Source organism: Patescibacteria group bacterium (genome assembly GCA_041674405.1).
In the GTDB taxonomy this organism is placed as follows: domain Bacteria; phylum Patescibacteriota; class UBA1384; order XYA2-FULL-43-10; family XYA2-FULL-43-10; genus JBAYVT01.
The window spans coordinates 71,534-94,079 of the sequence record JBAYVT010000001.1; the positions used below are offsets into that span (position 1 = coordinate 71,534).

The window sequence follows — 22,546 nt, forward strand, 5'->3', positions numbered from 1 at the left end:
TAGCACTTTTATTCTATAATTGTCAAACTCTCATGGTCATAGTCGGCAATGTCTAAAATTCAAAAAAACCAGCAAATAACAAAATAATTAGACTTTGATATTGCCTTCATGGTTTAGTTCTTTTTCAAATTCGGATTTCAAAAATAGTAGTTGACTAAACGAATCCTGGTCTTCTTTCAAAAGATTTTGAATTACGTTTGTAATCGTCTGATTACCATACACCCTTGGGAAAAGAATCTTGAAGTGACTATAATATAGATTAAAATCTATTAAGTTTTCCCGAAGCTCCGCTCCGGAAATTTCAAAAAAAGACAAAACATTGTCAAGTGGCGTAAAATTTTTTTCATGTTCAAGACTTGTTCTCCCGTAAATTATAATATTTTTTAGCTCTTCACTAGAAAGATTCGCTTGTTCAATTTTTTTAGCATACTCGGGGTTCGTCGCTGTTATCAAATCAACTTTAACATTATTATTAAAGTCCTTAATCAAGACGAGAGTATTTGACAATCTACTGTTCCTTTCATCCCGGTCTAGTAGTTTTCTCTCGTGCTGTAGCTGTTTCTGCTGAATTTGTTTAAGCCAATATGTTTCTTTTGTGTACTGCAGAATAGCGATAAAAGTTAGAAACAAAATTTGGGCAGAGATATAGTCTGTCAAACTAACATTGCCCATCGCAAAACAATATATAAGTAGCCCTGACCCAATAATAAATAGTAAAAAATTCATCGAATCAAAAAAGTCTAATAAAAAATATTTCTTCCACCACTTCTTAATTTCACGAAATTTTTTGTTGATTCTGGTCAACTGCTCATTAGTGTTTTGCATAAGTACTTTGTCCCAAATATTCTATAATAAATCTTAGTAAGATAAACTTGTCCTAAGTCTGATTTTTCGACGATAGCTCTACCGGATCAGTTCGTGTTTGAAATATTTTTCTTGGAACTCTACGGCTTTTTCGATTTCTTCGTCGAAATAGTCCCCGTCGTTGGCGGCACCAACCAATTTGTCTTCATTGTCATCTGTGCGGTGGATAATAGCGATGATTTTCACCTGTACTGATTCAACCGGCTTGTCTTCACCAAGAACAAAGACATCAATATCGTCGCCGTCGCCGGCTTTTATCCCTTCGATATAGCCATAATTAATCGGGTAAATGTGGTCGGGGTATTTAGGATGAGCCGAGCCGAGCGGCCGATCTATTGTGACATTGTACTCTCTACCTAAAAATTTTTTATAATCCATTGAATCCCACCTAAATTCTGTCATTTGTTTATAAGACGTTCTCGGATCATATCGGGATAGCCGCATTTATCGAGGCGATCGGATTTTTTGAAGCCAAATAGCTTTTCAATCTTCTCAACCTCTGAAATACTTGGTGATTCAATTTCTATAAAGTTGCCGAGATCTACTACTTCGTCAATCACGATTTCCGAATCACCATAGATATAAACTCTGCGCTTTTTATCCACAACGACATCTATATCATGGCCGATTTTTTGTAATATTTCTTTTGCCATTTTGGCATCATCAATAGACATTTCCCATTCATCGGTCCGAGCATATGACGGAACGAAGTGATAAGCGAGTTCCTTTTTGTCTCCTTTTTCCCTGACTCTAAGATATTTGCGTCCCTCGGCGTTGTCCGGAACGAGAAAATACGTGTCGATGCAGCGAAACTCTTTGACATATTTTGCGTCTATTTGATCCAACTTTTTGATAACTGCATCAGGATCGTCAATTTTGTACTTTAGTTCAATTTCAACATTTGGCATGGGATTTTATATCTCCAATTAATTCTGGAAATTCATCTTGATTGAAGTGCCCGCGGTCTTCGAAGACCTGGGATTTGGCACTTGGCAGCTGCTTTTCAAATACCGCAAGCTCCGAATACGGCACTATCGGGTCGTCTTTGCTTTGATACAAGAAGATATTTTTCGCCTGTTTTTCGATATTGGAAAGCGAGTCTGGAAGCCTGAAATCTTCACAATCTGCAGTGTTATTATGCGGTGGAGCTACCAGATGAAGTGATTTGATCTTCTTCGGAAAGTCATTCTCAGCCAGGTATTTGGCGAGGAACATGCCGCCAAGAGAGTGGCCTATTAGAACCACGTCGTCGTTTAGGAACGGAAACATGCGCTCAAACCAGATTTTCCACTCCTTATATTTCGCATCATATTTGTTTGGCATTTGGGGGTTGAAAACCTCAAAATCATCGCCGAGTACGGACTGAAGTGAAATTTTCCAGTCATACCTGGTTTTAAACTTCTCTGGTCTTACTTCCCAGGTTTTTAGCGAGTTCAGATAGTCTTCGTACGTTTTGAACGAATCCCCGCCATGCATCACAACCACTTGTTTCTTTGCCATTATTGAGTCCACAATTAATTATTTCTACCTTAACACTACGCTCTGGTATGATGTTTTTCAAGCTTTGGTGATCAATATTCCAATTTATATCTCCCGTTTATCAAGAAGTAGGCTGGGAGATTGTTTTTATCTTCGGCAAGGATTCCGAGGACGTTTTTGCAGTCGCATTGCAGAAAATCGGGAGGGGGCGAACTTAGATATTTATTTGGCGCTAATATATTCGACACATGGCAAAAGTGATTTTTGCACTCCCCTACCTTACTCATCTCGAGAACAACCTTGCCGCAGTCACTGCAGACTACTTTGACTGAACCTGTCCCTCCATCCATCGCACTCCTTCCAAAAATTAGCAAAATAAAAAGGGTCTCCCGCTGGCGGCACCCTTGCGGGTGCCCTACAACCTTTCGGCCGTAGACACATCAGCATACCAGACAGAAGACCGTCTTTATTGCTGATGTGTATTTTTTGCCATGCCCTTGCGGGTTTAGGCAATTGCTGTGTTATCGACAGCATCAATATTTTACCCCAAATCAATGGAGAATTAAATAGCATTTAATACATCTATCCAACCCTGCAAACAACTCGCCCCGAAAACAATTCAACAAAACCTATCGTCGATTTATCGACGATCGTTCATATTTCGACGACCAAAGACAATACAAGGATATGCGGATTGTTGACCTAGGTGTATTTCTTAAGTTAATATTGCTGCAAGTTGCCTAAACCACTGCACTGGAGCTGAGAATCATGCCAAAACATCCTCGAGGCAAAAGAGGTGGCCGAAGCAATCCCGGAAAGGGCAGCAAGTCCTCGATGGAAAAGCGCTGTGGATTGCCGGCACATCCCCTCCCGCAAGCGATTGACCATTCGGGAACGCTCGGCCCAGACATGGGATGGCTAGACCACGAAGCACCCGGAGTAGACTTTCTGAGCCTACCTCCAACCACTCGCGACCACGGGCAATAGCCCAATCCTCGCAGAACCAAGAAAGGCGCCGGCAAAAGTCGGGGCCTTCTTGTTTTTTAATTAAAAATTCTTAGCAATGGCCTTTGTGATAGACTTTGCCTTGAATTATTTTGTTCGCTTTCCTTGTGTGATATGTTGCCTCACGAGCAAAAAGCCCGCCACATTTGGGACACTTTAAGTCACCATTCGTATAATCTTCGATAATCCGATCTTTATAACATTTTACGAGATGGCCGGGCTTATCTTTTTGATAGTAATAAAGCTCGGCATTGCAATTTGCGCAGTAGATTTTGATTTTATATATCTTCATTATTTTGAATTCCGTTATCGTCGATTTATCGACGATCGTTTATATTTCGACGATTGGATTTTATCATTAACGGATTCTCGCTCTACTGGTTTGTGACCGGGATTTTTGGATAGAATTTTTGCGATGTAATTTTCGATATTTGACGATTCAACTACAAAGTAAGCCACATATTCCTCAACTCGATATTCTTTGGACAGCATTTCCACCATATCACCGATATTCCGATCGCAGACCCAGAGACTTTTCTGAATTTGCCGAAAGCCCATTTGTTTTATCGATCTTCGAAATGCATTTCTTTGTCTTTTTTTAGTCTCTGGAATATCGAACGAAACGAGCCGGCGTTTATGGTCTTTCTGGTCCAATACTAATTTGTCGATCATTTTAATCTTTGCTTTATTAGTAAATTTCACCGAATCGCCATTATCAATCTCAACATAATTATTTCTCTTAAGGCTATAAATCACGCTCGAAATCTGCCGCCTCGAAATACCGGAAGCACCAAAGCGAACATTAAAATAATCAAGCATTTCTGTTTGTTTCATTGATCGTTGATGCTTTTTTACAAATTCAATGATCAAATTTAACGCAGTTTCAATGCATCCTTTCATTAATATCTGCGAATTTCTAGGCGTCATATACATAACTCAAGTATACTCCAAAAATCGCCAATGTATGCCGTCGAATATTGAACGATCGTTCATATTTCGACGATAACCTTAATACAATTTATCGAAGATGAACGAAATTATATAATGGATCTTTGTTGATGATTATATTTTGATCATGGACAAATTCGCGGGAATGTGCTATCGTTTATCGTTGTCTGCACACCACACACTGAAGGAGGAAGAAGACAGATGAACAAGACCGCCCAAAGACTTTCGAAGAGGTGGCCGCCCTTTCTCCACAAAGTTGTGGAGGCGCCGTATGAATCGGCGGACGTGATCTTGCGCATGCTCCGATACAATCCAGAGAAGGCGATGGCAAAGTATCCCCGGCTTCGTGAGATCAAGGACGCATCGGAGATCAGCCGGGTCTTTGCGCGCTATGGCCCCCATGGCATCTTCACGGTATCGGACAAGGAGCTGCCGAGGGTGATGGCAGCAGTCGGTGACAACTATGGGGTGCTCATGACCGTCGAGGACCACGCCTGGATCATGGACAACCTCCTGGAGCAGCTCAGGAGTCCCGCGTCGTTTCTCGATGTGGGATGCGGAGTTTGTCCCTACACCGCTTTCCTGGTCCGTGAGGGATACCTTCGCGGCCAGGTGGTGGGAGTCGACCAGATGCCCGAAATACTTGGCCGCGCAAGAGAAGTCTTCGAGCGCGCACAGGCATCTCACCCACTGGTCCTCGGGACTGCGCTCCGGCTTCCGTTTGCAGATGCGTCCTTCGAACACGTGTTCTGCAACGATGCCCTGCACTGGATCAAGGGGTGGAGACGCGCACTCAACGAGATGTGCCGCGTGCTTGCACCAGGCGGACGGCTGTTTGTCTGCTACTCGGTGAAGTTCACGCGAACGCTGATCACCGAGCGCGGCATCATCGAGGAGCTGGCCAAGCACGGGATCAAGCCCGCGTTCGTCTCGTTCGACGCCGTGGGCAGCCAGACGCCCCGGACGATTGTCACCGGGTGCAAAGAATAGGAGGTGGAAGAGCTGAAGAGCGGACCAAGTGTCCGCTTTTGGCTTTTAATCGCCAACTTGGCAATCATTTAATCCGTAAAGTTTCACATAGCCAAATTCGATGGCTAATAACCTTGACGAAGGAGGCTAATAATGTTATGTTGAACATCGACTTCGAACCACATACCTTTCACATACCTTCTAAGGGGGAATCGGATAATGCGAGGCGTTAGCCTTCTGAAGTCGTTGGTGAGTTGGGTCGGAAGCTGGATCACGTTCATCATCGCGCTTGCGGTGATGGCCGGGTTCTGGTTCGGGTGCTACATGGCGGTGAAGACTTGGGCACCAGAGTATCTGCACTACTTCGATCTGGGCCTCTGGATCGCCGGGGGTTTGGCCGGGGTGATGCTCGTCTTCAACGAGCCGATCGTCGTTCTAGCCACTGGCGCCAGCCGAGTCAAGGAGCCGCTAGCCTTGGGCTCGGAGCGCAAGCTCTGGAACGCCGTAATGGCGGTAAGCGGCAGTATGATGATCAAGCCGCGCGTCTATCTGCTTCCAGACTTAGGCATGAACGCCATCAGCTTCGGCTGGGGAATCCCGTTCATGTCGGCCGTTGGAGCAACGCAAGGCGCCGTACACAGTCTAAGCGACGAAGAGCTGCAGGCCGTGATGGCACACGAGGTCGGGCACATCCTCAACAAGGACATCCTGATTTCTACCGCGATGGCCGCATCGGTCATGGTTATGGCCTTGACCGGCTGGCTTCTTATGCGGGTCGCCCCATGGACTGGCGGTAGGCGAAGCTCCTCATCAGAAAGCTCTAGCGGAGGGATCGCGATCCTGGTCTTCCTGGTCGTGGGTGGCGTGATGTACATTTTCGGCCGCCTACTGGGTAGCGTTCTGCAGGCGTTTGTCTCGCGACAGCGAGAGTATGTTGCGGATACTACCTCGGCCCGGATCATGGGATCGGGGGAGCCTCTGATCAGCGCCTTGCGCAAAGTCACCGGTTACCCCTCGATTGGGTCTGATGTTGCGGCAGCCGCCGTAGGGTTCCTTTGCACTGCAGACCCCAATCCCGAGGACATGATGGCGACGCACCCGTCGCTGTCGGACAGGATTTACCACCTGAAAGACCTGTCTGGGGAGTAAATGAGAGTGGAGGTGGAGAGCCGAAGAGCGGACCAAGTGTCCGCTTTTGGCTTTTAAATAAAGAAAAAAGAGCCTTCAAGGTTCTTTTTTCTTTATGAGTTTCGATTTTATTTAGAATCTTGCGAAGTGGGCAAACGCCTTGTTGGCTTCCGCCATCTTATGAGTTTCTTCGCGTTTTTTCACGGCTGCGCCTTCATTCTTGCAGGCCTGAATTATTTCATCTGAAAGTTTGAGTGCAAGTTTTTGGCCCTTTTTCTTATTGGCAGCGGCTAGAATCCAGCGCATGGCAAGTGTATTTTTGCGGTCTTTGTTGACCTCGACTGGCACCTGATAGTTGGCACCGCCGATTCGCTTTCCCTTAACCTCTACAATCGGACCGACGTTTTTGATCATCAGATCGAATACTTCCATCGGCTCAGACTTAAGCTCGACAGAAGCGGTATCAAATGCTTCGTAGACGATTCGCTCAGCAACAGTTTTCTTGCCATTTAGCATGACGTAATTGATGAATTTTGACATCAAAATGCTGCCGTATTTTGCATCGGGCTGTATTGGCTGCTTCTTAGCTTTTGTATTTCCTCGTGACATATTTTTCTATCTAATAACTTAAATGTAATAACTAATAACTAACTGAATAATTTCCTTTGGTTTTTAGCTGGCTTTGACAAGCTTTACCCCGTATTTGCTTCGGGCTTGTTTGCGGTCTTTGACACCTTCAAGGTCGAGCTTTCCACGGATAATGTGATATCGCATACCAGGAAGGTCCTTCACGCGTCCGCCGCGAATCATAACCACAGAGTGTTCCTGTAGATTGTGGCCTTCGCCAGGGATATATGCGTTTACTTCCATGCCGTTTGTAAGTCTGACACGGGCAAATTTACGCAAAGCGGAGTTAGGCTTTTTCGGGGTCATGGTGCCAACCTTCACACAAACGCCGCGCTTTAGGGGGCAGCCTTTCGGCATGGCAACCGGCTTATTCTTAAGATAGTTAAAAGTGTTCTTAAGCGCAGTTGTCTTAACTTTGTTCTTGGCCCTTGTTCGGCCTTTTCTTACTAATTGGTTGATTGTTGGCATCTAAAATTCCTAAATTGAAATTATCTCACTGAATATTCACACAGATTCACACAGAAAATTTCCAGAAACTTCTGTGATCAATTTTTGTGAACGTAAATACGATATCAAAATTTCACCCGATTGTCAAAGCTATTCTGCAGCCGCCTTGGCAAGTTCACCCAGCGATTGGCCCTTCAAGCCGGTACCAGCCGGAATGAGTTTACCGATGATGACATTTTCCTTAAGGCCATTCAAATTATCGGTTTTGCCGGAAATCGCAGCGTCGATTAACACAGAAGTTGTTTCCATAAATGATGCAGCAGACAGGAAGCTCTTGGTCTTTAGGGCGACTCGGCTCATACCCATAATGATAGGCTCAAATTCGATAAGCTTGGCACCCTCTTTCTTTCTTCTTGTGTTTTCACGGCCAAGCTCTTGCGAGTCGACGACCTGACCAGGAAGGAATTCGGTCTCATTATCAGAAGAGATAATTCTCGCTTTTGAGCACATCTGGCGAACAATTACTTCCAAGTGCTTGTCATTGATGTGCTGGCCTTGCGATTCATAAATTTTCTGAACATCATCGATAATATAATTTTGGGTCTCTTCCAAACCTTTTAGCTTGAGCGATGAAGTAAGATCGAAATGGCCTTCGGTAAGGGCATCACCCTTTTTCACATCGGCGCCGTCTTTGACGCGAAGCAGTGAAATTGTTGAAGTTGGATACTCGCGCATGACCTTACCGCGCCCGGAAATAATTCCTTTATCACCTGAAATTTTGATTTCACCGGCGATATTTGCGCGAAGCGGCTTCTGATCCTGCGCCTCAGCAATAATTTCTTTGGCCTTGATCTTATCGCCATTTTTCACAATCCATTTGTACTCTGCAGGCAAAACATGAGATTCAGATTTGTCGGCAATTCCCATAACGATCAATTCAGTCTCGTTTTTGTTCTTTTCAATTGTAACCTTACCATCGATTTCAGAAATAATTGCCGGGCTCTTCGGTGATCTGGCTTCAAATAATTCTTCAACTCGAGGCAAACCGGAAGTAATGTCTTCACCAGCAGCACCACCTGTGTGGAAGGTACGCATAGTAAGCTGGGTTCCCGGCTCACCAATAGCTTGTGCGGCAACGATACCAACAGTTGCACCGGTATTTACGAGCTGACCGGTAGCAGGATCTTGCCCATAGCAGTGTTGGCACACGCCACGCTCAGTCTGGCAACCAAGAAGCGAACGAATTTTGATAGAGTCAATTCCGGCGGCTTCGATTTTCTGTATGTCATCTTCGGTAAGCATAGCACCGGCTTTGATTCCGGCTGCATCTTCTGCGAGCACTCGTCCACGGATGTAGGCATTCCAGGTGCCACCCTCAGCTTCGTAAAACGACTTATTCATCTGGCGGCTCTGATCTGTCCCGCAATCTTGCATAGTGATAACGGTATCCTGAGAAACATCAACCAGTCTTCGGGTAAGATATCCCGCTTCAGATGTTCTAAGAGCAGTGTCAGCACGACCTTTTCTGGATCCGTGGGTTGATACGAAGTATTCAAACACCGACAAGCCTTCTTTGAAGTTCGAGATGATCGGAAGCTCGATGATATTACCGGTAGGATCGGCTACGAGGCCCTTCATACCAGCAATCTGATTGAGCTGGGAAACATTACCGCGAGCCCCGGATTTCATGAATATGAAGAGGTTGTTATCTTTGTCAAACGCATCTACCATAGTCTTTTCAACCTCGCTTGATGCATCCATCCAAATCTCAACTGTCTTTGCATATCGCTCATCGTTGGTTAAAAATCCTGACATGAATTGGGTATCGATCTTGTTCAGCTTTTCTTGGGCTGCCTTTATGACATCCTTTTTCTTTTCAGAAACAACAATGTCTTCCACGGCAAATGTAATGCCGGATTGGCCAGCAAACTTGAATCCAAGAGCCTTGAAATTATCTACAAGCTTGGCTGTTTCAGCCTTTCCATATGTGTGGTAAACACTTGAGACAACAGATTTGATTTTCTTTTCATCAAAGACTGCGTTTTCAAATGGATGCCCTTCAGGCAAATTTTCATTTAGAATGATTCGCCCAGCAGTTGTTTCGAGCACTTCGCCATTTACCCTGACCTTCACGAGTTCACGAAGCCCAAGTTTTTCAGCTTCGTATGCGCTTACAGCTTCGTCTGCATTTGAATATGCCTTGGTCACGGCTTTGTCTTCAGCTTCGAGCATAGACAAATAATATAGGCCAAGGATTATATCAAGCTTCGGAGTAACGATCGGATCACCGGAAGCAGGCTTTAAAAGGTTGTGGGCTGAAAGCATGATTTCTCCGGCTTCCATTTCCGCCTGTTCTGAAAGAGGAACATGAACAGCCATCTGGTCACCATCAAAGTCTGCATTAAAGGCAGAACACACGAGCGGGTGAACCTGAATAGCTTTACCCTCGATCAAAACCGGCTGAAAAGCTTGAATACCAAGCCTGTGAAGAGTCGGTGCGCGATTGAGCATCACATGATGATCGCGGGTGATTTCTTCCAAAATATCCCAAACAAAAGATTCGCCTTGGTCTATGAGCCTGGTAGCATTTTTCACATTGTGAACATACCCGTCTTTGATAAGGCGGCCGATTACGAACGGCTTAAATAGTTCAAGAGCCATAACCTTCGGAATACCGCACTGGTTTAGCTTCAAATTCGGGCCGACAACGATAACAGACCTACCAGAATAGTCAACACGTTTACCAAGAAGGTTCTGTCTGAATCGTCCTTGTTTACCACGGATCATATCGGAAAGCGATCGAAGTTTTCTCTTGCCGCCGGCAGATGAAGCGATTTTGCCTTTTCTGGCGGAGTTGTCGATTAAGGCATCCACTGCCTCCTGAAGCATTCGTTTCTCGTTGCGGCAAATAACTTCAGGCGCACCCTGTGAAATTAATCTTTTTAAGCGATTGTTTCTGTTCAATACTCGGCGATATAGGTCGTTTAGGTCTGATGCGGCAAATCGGCCACCATCGAGCTGAACCATCGGTCGAAGATCCGGCGGAATAACAGGAATGCGAGAAAGGACAAGCCATTCTGGCCTGATATCAGCGGACTTAAGATTGTTTAAAATTCGGAGAGTTTTAAGAAGTTTTCTTCTATTTGTGCCGTTGTCTTTGGCAAGGGCTGCACGAGTGTTTTGAATCTCAGCACCGAGATCAACGCGCTTTAAAAGCTCGGAAACTGCTTCAGCACCGATATTTACAGAGACTACTTGCCCATATTTGATGGTGAGATCGTTGTATTTTTCTTCTGAGATAATAGTGCCAGCCTTGATTCCGGTCAAATCGCTTTTTGCTTGCTTGTAAGCGGCATCGATTTTTTGGCGCTCGATTTCCTTGGATGCTTCGGATTTGGTAGGATCAGACTTTTTTATCTTGTTCAAATATTCCTGATATTCCTCTTCAAGTGCGGCAAGACTCTCTTCCTGAATTTCACTATTTATATCCATCACGATAAAGGAGGCAAAATAAATCACTTTTTCAAGATCATTAACAGAGAGACCAAGGATCGAGGCGATAACAGACGAAGTTCCGCGGGAATACCAAATATGCGCTACAGGAACAGCAAGATCGATATGGCCCATTCGGATACGGCGTACAGATGAACGGGTGACTTCGACGCCGCACTTATCGCAGACTACGCCTTTGTATCGAATCTTTTTGTACTTTCCGCAGTAGCACTCCCAGTCTTTGGTCGGCCCAAAAATCCGTTCACAGAATAAGCCGTCGCGTTCTGGTTTTTGCGTGCGGTAATTGATGGTTTCCGGTTTTAGAACCTCGCCATGAGACCATGTCAAAATGTCATCCGGCGAAGCAACGGAAATCTTTACCGCTTCGAAGTCGGTAACATTCACCTGGTCTTTTATTTCAACTCTTTCTTTCGCCATATTATCCTCTGTTTTTCATTAATCAGGTCGGGCTAATTAGCCTAATTGGTTATTCAATTATCCTTCTTTAACTTCTTCTGAGACTATATCTTCATCTTCGCTGGTTTGTTCTGCGGCAATCTCCGTCAGCTTTTCATCAAGCTCTTCGCTATCACCATCTTCTCCGTCCTCAAAATCATCCGAGCTTTCTATTTCTACGTGGGAATCTTCAACATGAGGGGCTCGAATAACTTCACTCTCTTCTTCCAAAACTTCTGATTCCTCAGCGATAAGATCGACACGAAGCGCTAAGCTCTGAAGTTCTTTGACCATAACGTTGAAAGCTTCCGGTAGGGTTGGTTTCTGAATCTTTTCGCCCTTAATGATAGCTTCGTAAGCCTTGGAGCGGCCGATAACATCATCGGATTTGATTGTGAGCATTTCCTGCAAGATATGGGCAGCGCCATAAGCTTCAAGGGCCCAAACTTCCATCTCACCAAATCTCTGTCCGCCGAATTGTGCCTTACCACCGAGCGGCTGCTGGGTAATCATCGAGTAAGGACCGACAGAACGTGCGTGCATCTTGTCGTCAACAAGGTGATGGAGTTTCAAGATATACATAACTCCAACGGTAGATTCACGATCAAAAGGAAGGCCGGTTCTGCCATCGATGAGCTTAATTTTGCCGCTTTCCGGTAAATTCTGCTCTTTGAGTTTAGATCTGATTTCGTCATTTGAAATACCTTCAAAAGCAGGAGAAGCGACCTTATATCCGCCTTCCATCGCGGCCCAGCCCAAGTGGGTTTCCAAAATCTGGCCAATATTCATACGGGAAATTACACCAAGAGGGTTCAAAATTACGTCAACCGGGCGTCCATCAGGAAGATATGGCATGTCTTCTTCGGGAAGAATGGTAGAGATAACACCTTTGTTACCATGGCGTCCAGCCAGCTTGTCTCCAATCGAAATCTTGCGAAGCTGAGCCACAGAGACTTCAACCATCTGATATACGCCAGATGGAAGTTCGTCGCCGGATTCTTTCGAAAATACCTTTACGCCGACGATTTTGCCGCGCTCGCCGTGAGGCAGGCGAAGCGAAGAATCCCGGACGTCTTTGGCTTTTTCACCGAAAATGGCCCGAAGAAGCTTTTCTTCAGCCGAAAGCTCGGTTTCACCTTTTGGCGAGATTTTACCAACAAGGATATCGCCAGGGCCGACTTCTGCGCCAAGGCGAACAATTCCAAGCTCATCAAGATTTGAAAGTGCTTCTTCAGAAACATTTGGAATATCGCGGGTTAGAAGCTCAGGACCAAGTTTAGTATCGCGGACTTCGATAGAATATTTTTCAATATGAACACTTGAAAGTTCATGATCGCGAACCAATCTTTCAGAGATAATAATAGCATCTTCGTAGTTACCACCACCCCATGACATGAAAGCAACCAAAAGATTCTGCCCGAGAGCCAATTCGCCATTTTGCGTTGCTGAAGAATCAGCGATAATTTGACCCTTTTTAACCTTGTCACCGACCTTAACAATCGGTTTTTGGTTTATAGCTGTACCTTGATTTGATCTTAAAAACTTCTCAAGCTCATAATCAAGCTCTTCGCCGTCTTTATTTTTGATTCGAATCAGGTGAGAAGAAACATGCGTTGCTTCACCATCTTCCTCAGCAAGCAAAATCTGGCCGGAGTCCTTGGCAGCGGCCTCTTCCATGCCGGTACCAACGATAGGAGAATCAGGCTTGATCAGGGGAACAGCCTGGCGTTGCATGTTCGATCCCATCATGGATCTTGCTGCGTCATCATGTTCAACAAACGGAATAAGGGCCGTGGAGATAGAAACGATCTGTTTCGGCGATACGTCCATGTACTGAACCTTTTTGGCATCGGCAATTTCCGGCTCACCATTTTCACGTACAACTACGCGGTCGCCCTTAATATAGCTATTTTCATCAAGTTCGATCGAAGCCGGCGCAATCAAGTGTTTCGACTCTTCGGACGCATCAAGATATTCGATTTCGTCTGTTACTTTTACTTTTTTACCCTCGACTACTACCTTTCTGTATGGCGTTTCCAAAAATCCGTATTCATTTACCTTGGCATAGGATGCCATATAGGAGACAAGGCCAATATTCGGTCCTTCAGGAGATTCGATCGGGCAGATTCTACCATAGTGCGAAGTATGAACGTCACGAACTTCAAATCCAGCGCGTTCGCGGGAAAGTCCGCCAGGACCGGTAGCCGAAAGCGTTCGTTTATGTTCGAGCTCGGAAAGCGGATTTGTTTGATTCATAAACTGAGAAAGCTGCGAGCTGGCAAAGAATTCTTGCAGAGAAGCGGCAATTGGGCGGGCATTTACAAGCGATCCGGGAGTAATTTCTTCAGCTTCGAGAACGGACATTCTGTCTTTGATGATGCGTTCGACGCGCAAAAGCCCGACTCGAACACGGCTCTGTACTAGCTCGCCGACAGCGCGGATTCTTCTGTTTTTTAGGTTATCCGTGTCGTCTTCTTTTGCTTCCGGAGTATTGTTTAGGCGGATTATTTCTTTAATGATTTCGATCAGGTCTTCGACTCGAAATACGCGGTTTTCAGGAATGTTTTTAATATCAAGATTTAACCTACGATTCATTTTGTATCGGCCAACCCTGCCAAGATCATATCTTTTCGAATTGAAAAACATTGTTTCGATGAAAACTTTGGCCGACTCAGGAGTGGCAAGATCACCAGGGCGAATTCTTTTGTAAGTCTCAACCAGGCCTTCTTCATAATTTTTGGCCGGATCTTTAAGAAGAGTTGATTCGATATATTTATGATTTTCATCGTCATCTACATCAGCAAACAAGTCCTTGATCTGTTGGTCTGTTGTAATTCCAAGAGCTCGAAGCAGGCTTGTAATAGGAATTCTTCTTTTGCGGTCAATTTTTACGGTGATGATATCCTTCGGGCTGGTTTCAATCTCAAGCCAGGCTCCACGGGAAGGAATAACCTTTGCGCCGAACAGATTTCGTGCGCCAGAATTTTCAGAAGTAAAGAGAACACCATACGAACGGACAATTTGAGATACGACGACACGTTCGACACCATTTATGATAAAGGTGCCGCGGCGGGTCATAAGAGGAAAATCACCAAGGAAAATTTCGCCTTCTTTGATTTCTTCGGTTTTCTTGTTTAGAAGGGTTGCCTTGACACGCAGAGGTGCTTTATAGGTTAAATTTTTTTCTCGAGCAGTGCGTTCGTCTACCTTTGATTTTTCAAGATAATAATCGCCAAAGGTAAGAGAGTACATTTCTCCGGTAAAATCATCGCAGGGCGAAATTTCGTCTAGGAGTTCACGAAGCCCTTCTTTGAAAAACCAGTCATAGGATTTCGTTTGGACTTCAATAAGATTTGGAAGCTGTTCAAATGTTTGTTCTTGGCGAGGTTTGACCCTGCTTCCTACTTTGAATTTGGTTACCATAGACACTCTCCTTCAATTCGAACGATGAAAAAACACGAAAATCCTGTCCCCGGTTCAGGGGATTTGAAATGAAAAAAGATCTAAGAGACGAGATTTCGTAGCATTAAATTGCTCGATTTATTTGATTGAATGTGATTTACCAATAAAGACTAGCACAACAAGTTGCGTTTGTCAACACAAACACAAACCCTTGTTATTTTCATGTTGTATATATAATATTCCGAACGAATGGTGGGTGTCAAGTGTGGATAAAATATTCGCATGCAGACTTAATTATTACGACTTATGTATCAAGTATCATGAGGTACGAATCAAGCGATTTTATTTAGCATAATACCTAATTCTTGATACTGGCTATTTTTTGCCTTTACGCAAAAAATCTGACTCTATCTGCCTCTCCTGCTCCCGTTTTTTGATCGTTTCTCTTTTGTCGAATTTTTTCTTGCCGCGGCCTAGGCCGACTTCAAGCTTCAGTTTCCCCCTTGTAAAATACATTTTCAGAGGAACAAGCGTCAGCCCTTTTTCTTCGGTTTTTCCTGCTAAACGCTCGATTTCAGTTTTTTTCAAGAGTAATTTTCGCGATCGCGATTTATCTTCCTCGTCACCAATTATCGAATTTATCAGGTATACTTCACCATGCATTATGCGGACATGCGCACCTGAGATATTGGCACGTCCAGACCTTGCGGCCTTAATTTCGTTCCCGAAAAGAACAACCCCGGCTTCAAACGACTCATCAATTGCATAGTCGAACCGGGCTTTCTTATTATAGATCTCAATTTTTTTTGTCTTTTCAGTTTTTGCCGGCATCGGTTTCGAGAGTTTTTTTAATGGTTGGCCATTCGGCGACAATAACAGCTATCGATGCTGAAATTGGTACGGCAAGCATCGCCCCGGCTATGCCCAGAAGACGCGCGCCAATCAAAATAGCAATGATAATAATAACCGGAGACAAGCCGACAGCCTTTTTCATGATGTTCGGCACCAGAATATTGTTTTCAAGCTGCTGAACAAGAATAAACAATGCTACAACAATAAGTGCCATTATTGGAGAAACGGTGAGCGCAACAAGTGCAGCAATTATCCCGGCAATTATTGGTCCGATAAGTGGAACTATTTCTAAAACCGCTGCAATTACGGCTAGTGTTAAGGCATATGGAACACCAATTATAAGAAGCCCGATCAAATCCATAAGGCCGACAATCAAGCCAAGGAGCAACTGGCCGCGAAACCATGCGCCGACCTTGTCCGAAACTTTTCTGATAACAGCAATAATCCGATCGCGATATTCAGAAGGAATCAGATAGAGCGCTAATTTTCTTGGGGCATGAGCATCCAGAAGCAAATAGACAAAAAGCACTATTGCGGTAATAAAAGTAACAACACCGCCAAAAATGCTTGCGGTAAGCGATACAAAGCCGGAAGACAACCCGCCAACTCCCCGTGTAATTGCGTCTAGGTTGTTTTGGATAATTGGCGCGTATTGTTTAAGATACGAGTATTTGCCTAGATTCGCCGGTAGATGAAAAGCGAATTGTGAGGTTTCAGAAACAAGTGGCGGAATTATCAAATAAATAATAGCCGAAATAATTGCAACAATGATTAGAAGCATTGCGATGACTGCAGGAATCCTGCGGATTTTTTTGGCCCACCTATTTACTACCGGTGCAAAAATGGCGTAAAGAAGTAAAACAACAAAAATCAAGGCAATAATATCTTTGATTAGATACAGAAGATATATGGCCAGTATTGCCAAAGCTATTTTAACTATGGCCCAGATATCGATATCAACTTCTACTTTAGCTGGCTTCATCTACCCGCCTTTCATAATTATTTTTAGCAAAAGATGCGGACTTCCTAAAAATTAATTAATTACTTTCCCATGCTTAAATTCTATTTGCCCCCCAGCCGGAATAGTAATATTATCCTTCTTATCCACGCTTATTTTAACATTTTTTCCGGATATCTGCTCGACTATTCCCCCTTTTCTATTTAAGGCCGATTCTAAAACGCTGGAGTTTCCAAGGGCAAGTATTGTAACCGGAGAAGAATAATTGGAGGCGGAGATAAACGTATTTGTACCAATCCTGTGCCCATTTATACTGATCGCAGTTGCGCCGATGTTTTTAAGGGCATCGATAAGATCTACAAAATTTGCCGTCGTTAATTCTCCTGTAATCGCGATCATCACTCCCTGGCCGACTGATGGCGAAATGCCGACAATTTCTTCCAATAATTTAGACTCGCCCAACAATTTTTTCTTAGTTTCCGATTTATCGTCAGATGTCTTTAGATAATTATTGTAATTGTTGGTAAGTTCGTTGATTTGAGATTTCAATGACGCATTATTTTTCGCAACTTGTTCTATCTCTAACGCCATGACGGCATTTGTTTCGGGCTGTGTAAGCACATTAACTTTTTTACTGGCAAAATACTGAGTAATAATTCCAAAACCCAGAAGGAAACAAATTGCGCTAATAATGATGTAATCGGAGCGTTTGAACATTCTATCCTTACGATGCCATGCCGGGCAGCGTTCCTGAAAAAGCCGGCAGAATGATATTGGTATTTTTCTCAACGTAAAACTTCAACCCGAAATTTTTTACTCTCTTGTGCAGGTCAGCTAAAATATTCTGGTCCTGCAAGCGATCATACATTATGCCTTGGTCTCCGATGACTTCGATTTTGAATGGATTGGAAATTTTTGCATCGTTAATAAGAATGGTATTTACAATGCAATCAATTGAAGTAGAAGAAACAACTCTTTCCCCATTTACAGAAATCCCTTCTGCTGTTGATCCCCAAAGAAGATTTATAATATCGCGCAAATCGGCGGCATGCACTATTGAATCATCCGAAACTGGCCCCGTCGTAGAATCATCAAGGGTAATAATGATTCCTGGCCCATTGAGTTTGGTCAACCCCGCTTGTTCTCGTTTTTGATTTAAAACTAATGTCTCTTGTGGAGCAAGAGAGCTTTCTGCAAGATTGCTTGATAAATTGTTAACTTTGCCTTGTAGGTCGGCAACCTCATTTTTGAGATTAGCCTGTTCGGAATAAAGAAGATCTTTGGTATCTTTAAGGCTCAAATACGGCGCAACAGAATTTGTCACCCGGGTTGGCAGAACTTTGGATTGAAGAATAATCAACATCCCGATGATTATGCCGATGAGCGCATACAACGATCGGTTTATCAATGTCTTTGTCTTTTTAAAATCAATCTTTTTGGGCATGAAATTTAACTAATAACTAAAATCTAATAACAAATAACCAAAGGAATAACCCAGATATTTTTGATTTTTGAGTTTTGAATTATTAATGGTACCCCCAGTAGGATTTGCACCTACGACCTTTCCCTTAGGACGGGACTGCTCTATCTACTGAGCTATGGGGGCTTGCTACTGGCGGACAGGTATCCACTGAGACCCAACGGGTAGCCTTTGGCTCTTTGGCTTGGGTCTACGCGGACGGATGAATAATTACAGCCTGGATTTTAGCACAATTTTCAGGTATATTAAAGGCTGTCTTAATACATTTTGATTTTTGAATTTTAATTTTTGAGTCTCCGCCAGTTGGCGGATTTCGGGGTGTAGCGCAGCCTGGTAGCGCGCATCGTTCGGGACGATGAGGCCCGCGGTTCAAATCCGCGCACCCCGACCATAGTATTTAATCAACCATTTAATATATTCCTATATAAACTTCAACGCCTCCCGCATGCAACACGGGAGGCGTTTTTTGTTCTGTTTTCCCTCCTTCTGGGCTATCTCGGGTGCTCCATGCACCAGGTGTACATGTTCTGGATGGCGGTCAGCCAGGGGCTGGCCTTGAGTCGTTTCCAGCTATCGGGCATCCAGGGCAGCTGCCAGAGCTGCCAGAGCCGCTCGATGTGCGGCATGGTGATGACGTGGCGACCATCCGGCGTGCAGAGACCGGCGATGCCGTAGGGGCTTCCGTTCGGGTTGAACGGATAATCCATAGTGGCCTCGCCGTCTGGCCCGACATAGGTCATCGGGACCAGGTTGTTCGTGCGGATCCAGTCCAGCACGCTTTGGTCGTGGCAGTAGAGCCGGCCTTCGCCGTGCGCTACGATGATGCCGAGGATCGAGTTCTCCATGCCCTTGAACATAATGGCGGGAGATTGCCCAACCTTGACCGTCACGTAGCGCGACTCGAACATCCCGGACTCGTTCTTAAGGAAGCGTGGCCTACGCTCAAGAGGCAGGGACTGGTCGGGAGCGATCCCAAGCAGGGCAGCAGTCTGCGTTCCGTTGCAGGCGTGGTAGCTCAGAGTATCTTTCCGCTCGAAGAAGAATCTGCGGTACTGCTCCCACGCCAGAGGGTTCTCCTCGATTGATGCAGCCCAGCCCACTCCCGACTCCATTGGCTCGTCCTGGTAGGAAAAGCCGCCGACCTCGGCCGCGACTCGAAAGTCGTCGAGCGTTGACCGACCGTCTATGAAGTCAGTCGTCATAAGGTCGTAGGGATCGAAACCGGCCTGGTAAAACATCCCCGCCATCTCGCGATCGCCGTTGCTGCCCGGTGCGCGAATGATGGCTACCTTAGGCCGGTCATTTCTCCGCAGTATTTTGGCTGACGTCGGTCGGGGGACAAACGTCAGCATGTACGGCGGAGGCACGAGCAGAGTCGGAATGGTATTGCGCTCTTGCTCGATGCACTTGGGGTTGGTGTCAATGGCGTCGAGCTGGAACGAGGTCTCCATCCAGGCTTGGCGCAGATTGACCATCGGTGACCGGTGGACAATCTTGCCATTGTGTTTGACCTGAATTTGTGGAGATTTCGAACGCTTGACGCCGGCGATCACGTTGGCTTTCAGGCCGGAAGCTCGGTAGTGTTTGACCACTTGCCGCGCGTCCTTCGCCCTGCAGCCAATGACGACTCCCGGAACCTCCGAGAAGTAGTGCCGAAGCCAGCCGAAGCGGCCTGCACTCGCAATCTCGAGGCCGACGCCGGAGACGAAGGCCGTCTCGAGCAGGGTGGTGATCAGTCCGCCATCACTGATATCGTGCAGCATCCTGATCTCTCCAGACTCGAGTAGATTCTGAGTCGTTTCGAAGTAGCTGATCACTCGCTCGATGTTGACGTCCGCGCAATCGTCGCCCGTCTGGCCGTAAACCTGCGAAAGCGCGCTTGCGCCGAGAGGCTTGTAGTCCGGCGACAGGTCGACATGAATCAGAGTGTCAACATCGTCCTCGATCACCGGAGTGACCTTGACAGTGATGTCGGGCATCTGTGCCGCTAGAGTGACGAATATGGTTACCGGCCACTTGACCTTGGTAACCTCGCCGGCTGGGCTCTGTGCCAGGTTGTTGCCAGAGCTGGAGTCCTTGCCGCCTAGCTGGCGCATGCCGATCTGGATTTGTGCTTCAGCCAGGGCACTGGCGGTCTCTTCGATGATCACGCCCTCGCCGGGCGCTTTTGCATCGGAGAACCAGTTGATCTCGCAGTTCACGTCACCCAGGTTGGTGATCTTTGCCCCGGAGATGCTGATCAGAGCCTCGGCCAGAGTCATTCTCGCCGTTGCACCGCCGGAAATGAGGCCGAGGTGCGGGCGGACAGCCGACGCCATGACGGTGCCGACCGTGTCGAGGAAGCTGTTGGCCATGATCCAGTAGTCGGATGCCGGTAGTTGGTAGGGGCCGATGCATGACTGCTGGGCGATCCGGCCAGAGACTGATCGGTCCACCCTGTTTGTCAGCCAGCCCTTAGAGGCTACCGACGGTAGCCGCAATACCCGATCGAGCGCATCCGCCATCGTAAGCTCGTCAGGCAGGCGAAGCGAGTGTCTCGTCGGAGCGACTGATTCGATGTCGAACGTCTTCTGGGGGCGCTTGCCGAAGATCGGCGCGAGCGGCAGGTTGATCGGATTCCGGTCCCGAGTATCGGCCCAGTCATCTCGGAAGATTACTCGGCCGGTATCGGTAAAGACGCCGATCTCGTTTGATGGGCACCGCTCACGATGCGCCGCCATCGCTACGAACTCAGCAGGCGCTCCAGGACTGTAACTGTGGTACTGCTGCTCCTGTGACTCGTTGTTGACGAAGACGTCTGGAGACATGGTCAGGTCGCCGCTCGGTTCGGAACGCATATCAACTTCGACGCCGCATGACTCGGCCGTCTCGGCGATTGCTGTTCCGTCTCCGCCGGCTCCTCCGTCTTTCGCCCACTCGATCGGGTTTTCCCCACCACGTTCGATGCAGGCGCGTGTGAGCCTGACACCCCTCTGCTGCATCTCCGGGCCACCCCGCTGGACGCTGTCGAAGTCCTGACTCATTGCCAATTCGAGGTTGTCTCCGACCCCTGCTGACGTCGAGCTGCGGAATCCGCCGCCCAAGCCAACCGGAAGTCGGGGTCCCCCGTCCTTCTCCAGAATCTTGCCCGGGGTAGGCGGAATCTTGTCCACGTGCTCTTCGCGGAGCAGTGAGAGTCCGCCGGTGAAAACGATCGGCTTGAAGAAACTCCGATAACCATCACCCGGATCAACGCCGAAGGTGAAGAATCCGGCTCCGCCAGGCACTGCTTCGCCCAAGGCGTTGCCGAATCCCCAAGCTCCTAGGCGGGCTTCAGTCGCGATCTCCAAGGGCGCGACAGCGCCGATCGGAATCCAGGGGTTCTCCCACGGTTGGGTATACCCCGGAATGTTGAGGTTGCCGACGATGAGCGCAAAGTGCCCACAGCCCATTTCGGCCCCTCTGCCAACGGTGAAGTTGTCCCGGACCCTGGCGACGCCGGTGGCTGCGCCCTCCCTTGGATCTACCTTGGAGGGATGGCAGTGCGATTCGTCAGCCAAAACCGGGTGGAGATAGACGATCTGGGGAGCAAGGATCGAGGGCTTGCCGGGCTCGGAAGGCACTAGGACCTCAACCGCCCGAAAGCCTGCGAAACAAGACCCCTCGTCATGGAAGCCGATGCGGGCATTGCCAGGATTGGTTTTCCAAGGCAACTTAGCATAGTCCATGAGCGTCATCGGCGCTTCCCGGCCATCGATCCGCCGCCGTCCCTTCCAGTAGCCGTGGTAGCAGTGTTCTGACCACTGGTTGCCAAGGTACCGGAGTTCGGCGTCGGTGGCGTCGCGCTTTTCCAGATCGTGGAACATGGCGTACACGTCGTGTAAGTCCTGCTCGTCGAAGGAGATGCCTGTCCTGCCACAGAACTCCTCGAGCGCCGGCATGCCCTGTGACATGATCGGCACCCAAATGAGCGGGTCTCGTGGCCGCCCCGACTCGAGCGTTGTGAGCGGATGCTCGTAGCGCTCTTGGGTCATGCGGTCGAAGACCATCCTGTGGAATAGGGCAGAGAGGAAGGATGATATCTCCTCCTCGGATAACTGGTCGTGGAATCCCATGCGAGTCGAGCGCTCAACGCGCTCCACTCGGGGAATCGTGCAGTCATGGAAGACTGCTGTCGTGGTTGATGATGCCACCGTCATGAAGTTGAGCCTTGGCCCGACCTCGATGACAGTTGGGCAGTCGGAAAGGAAGCTGTCCTCACCGATACCCTCTGGCATGTAACTCGCGGCCAAGCGGCGCTTCAAGATTGACATCGCGCGGTTGTCCAGCGAAGTTTCCGCCTGAACGTACAGGCAGAACTCCGTCTGGATCTGGCCTCTCTCAAAGCCACCTACGCGTTCCAGTCTCTCCACTGCGCCACTCCCTAAAGCTGGGACTCTGTACAGCCTCCGAAGCGCGGA

19 protein-coding genes and 2 tRNA genes are annotated in these 22,546 nt (G+C 46.9%); 4 read left to right on the forward strand and 17 right to left on the reverse strand.

Annotated elements, in window-relative coordinates; genetic code table 11:
• Positions 1–87: 87 nt before the first annotated feature.
• The 5 genes from WC080_00460 to WC080_00480 all read right to left on the reverse strand — a co-directional run bounded on the left by WC080_00460 (position 88) and on the right by WC080_00480 (position 2,693).
• Positions 88–825, reverse strand: coding sequence for a hypothetical protein (locus WC080_00460; protein ID MFA7243759.1), 738 nt, complete (start codon positions 823–825; stop codon positions 88–90).
• A gap of 78 nt (positions 826–903) precedes the next feature.
• Complete coding sequence (locus tag WC080_00465; protein ID MFA7243760.1) at positions 904–1,242, reverse strand: inorganic diphosphatase; 339 nt, start codon at positions 1,240–1,242, stop codon at positions 904–906.
• A gap of 20 nt (positions 1,243–1,262) precedes the next feature.
• On the reverse strand, positions 1,263–1,772 hold the full coding sequence (gene cyaB, locus WC080_00470) for a class IV adenylate cyclase (GenBank protein ID MFA7243761.1): 510 nt from the start codon (positions 1,770–1,772) through the stop codon (positions 1,263–1,265).
• On the reverse strand, positions 1,759–2,364 hold the full coding sequence (locus tag WC080_00475; protein MFA7243762.1) for an alpha/beta fold hydrolase: 606 nt from the start codon (positions 2,362–2,364) through the stop codon (positions 1,759–1,761). Before WC080_00475 ends, cyaB begins: the two co-directional genes overlap by 14 nt.
• Positions 2,365–2,435: 71 nt before the next feature.
• The gene (locus WC080_00480) at positions 2,436–2,693 is read right to left on the reverse strand and encodes a hypothetical protein (GenBank protein MFA7243763.1); all 258 of its coding nucleotides are present in this window, start codon (positions 2,691–2,693) and stop codon (positions 2,436–2,438) included.
• Between the two features lie 418 nt (positions 2,694–3,111).
• Between WC080_00480 and WC080_00485 the strand changes: the two genes are divergently transcribed.
• On the forward strand, positions 3,112–3,330 hold the full coding sequence (locus WC080_00485) for a hypothetical protein (GenBank protein ID MFA7243764.1): 219 nt from the start codon (positions 3,112–3,114) through the stop codon (positions 3,328–3,330).
• Between the two features lie 70 nt (positions 3,331–3,400).
• On the opposite strand, the gene WC080_00490 is transcribed toward WC080_00485, so the two are convergent.
• Entirely contained in the window at positions 3,401–3,640 is a 240-nt protein-coding gene (locus WC080_00490; protein MFA7243765.1) for a hypothetical protein, read from the reverse strand.
• Positions 3,641–3,654: 14 nt separating this feature from the next.
• On the reverse strand, positions 3,655–4,182 hold the full coding sequence (gene cas2, locus WC080_00495) for a CRISPR-associated endonuclease Cas2 (GenBank protein ID MFA7243766.1): 528 nt from the start codon (positions 4,180–4,182) through the stop codon (positions 3,655–3,657).
• A gap of 315 nt (positions 4,183–4,497) precedes the next feature.
• Between cas2 and WC080_00500 the strand changes: the two genes are divergently transcribed.
• Both WC080_00500 and WC080_00505 read left to right on the forward strand, forming a co-directional pair.
• Positions 4,498–5,286 carry a class I SAM-dependent methyltransferase gene (locus tag WC080_00500; protein MFA7243767.1) on the forward strand — a complete coding sequence of 263 codons (789 nt, stop codon included), beginning with the start codon at positions 4,498–4,500 and terminating at the stop codon, positions 5,284–5,286.
• Positions 5,287–5,484: 198 nt separating this feature from the next.
• Complete coding sequence (locus WC080_00505; protein ID MFA7243768.1) at positions 5,485–6,414, forward strand: M48 family metalloprotease; 930 nt, start codon at positions 5,485–5,487, stop codon at positions 6,412–6,414.
• Positions 6,415–6,525: 111 nt separating this feature from the next.
• Here the strand turns inward: WC080_00505 and rpsG are convergent, their stop codons facing one another.
• From rpsG to WC080_00550, 9 genes are all read right to left on the reverse strand, one after another.
• Positions 6,526–7,002, reverse strand: coding sequence for a 30S ribosomal protein S7 (rpsG, locus tag WC080_00510; GenBank protein MFA7243769.1), 477 nt, complete (start codon positions 7,000–7,002; stop codon positions 6,526–6,528).
• A gap of 63 nt (positions 7,003–7,065) precedes the next feature.
• Positions 7,066–7,488, reverse strand: coding sequence for a 30S ribosomal protein S12 (gene rpsL / locus WC080_00515; protein ID MFA7243770.1), 423 nt, complete (start codon positions 7,486–7,488; stop codon positions 7,066–7,068).
• Positions 7,489–7,617: 129 nt separating this feature from the next.
• The gene (gene rpoC / locus WC080_00520) at positions 7,618–11,397 is read right to left on the reverse strand and encodes a DNA-directed RNA polymerase subunit beta' (protein MFA7243771.1); all 3,780 of its coding nucleotides are present in this window, start codon (positions 11,395–11,397) and stop codon (positions 7,618–7,620) included.
• A 57-nt stretch (positions 11,398–11,454) separates the two neighbouring features.
• On the reverse strand, positions 11,455–14,838 hold the full coding sequence (rpoB, locus tag WC080_00525; protein ID MFA7243772.1) for a DNA-directed RNA polymerase subunit beta: 3,384 nt from the start codon (positions 14,836–14,838) through the stop codon (positions 11,455–11,457).
• 354 nt (positions 14,839–15,192) lie between these two features.
• The gene (gene smpB, locus WC080_00530; protein ID MFA7243773.1) at positions 15,193–15,648 is read right to left on the reverse strand and encodes an SsrA-binding protein SmpB; all 456 of its coding nucleotides are present in this window, start codon (positions 15,646–15,648) and stop codon (positions 15,193–15,195) included.
• Entirely contained in the window at positions 15,632–16,651 is a 1,020-nt protein-coding gene (locus WC080_00535; protein MFA7243774.1) for an AI-2E family transporter, read from the reverse strand. The genes smpB and WC080_00535 overlap by 17 nt, the downstream gene beginning before the upstream one ends.
• 51 nt (positions 16,652–16,702) lie before the next feature.
• Positions 16,703–17,344, reverse strand: a complete 642-nt coding sequence (locus WC080_00540; GenBank protein MFA7243775.1) for a DUF881 domain-containing protein — start codon at positions 17,342–17,344, stop codon at positions 16,703–16,705.
• A 7-nt stretch (positions 17,345–17,351) separates the two neighbouring features.
• Entirely contained in the window at positions 17,352–18,071 is a 720-nt protein-coding gene (locus WC080_00545) for a DUF881 domain-containing protein (GenBank protein ID MFA7243776.1), read from the reverse strand.
• A gap of 86 nt (positions 18,072–18,157) precedes the next feature.
• Positions 18,158–18,233, reverse strand: a tRNA-Arg gene (locus WC080_00550).
• A 188-nt stretch (positions 18,234–18,421) separates the two neighbouring features.
• Between WC080_00550 and WC080_00555 the strand changes: the two genes are divergently transcribed.
• Positions 18,422–18,498 (forward strand) — tRNA-Pro (locus WC080_00555).
• Between the two features lie 100 nt (positions 18,499–18,598).
• Here the strand turns inward: WC080_00555 and purL are convergent.
• Entirely contained in the window at positions 18,599–22,498 is a 3,900-nt protein-coding gene (gene purL, locus WC080_00560) for a phosphoribosylformylglycinamidine synthase (protein ID MFA7243777.1), read from the reverse strand.
• Positions 22,499–22,546 lie beyond the last annotated feature (48 nt).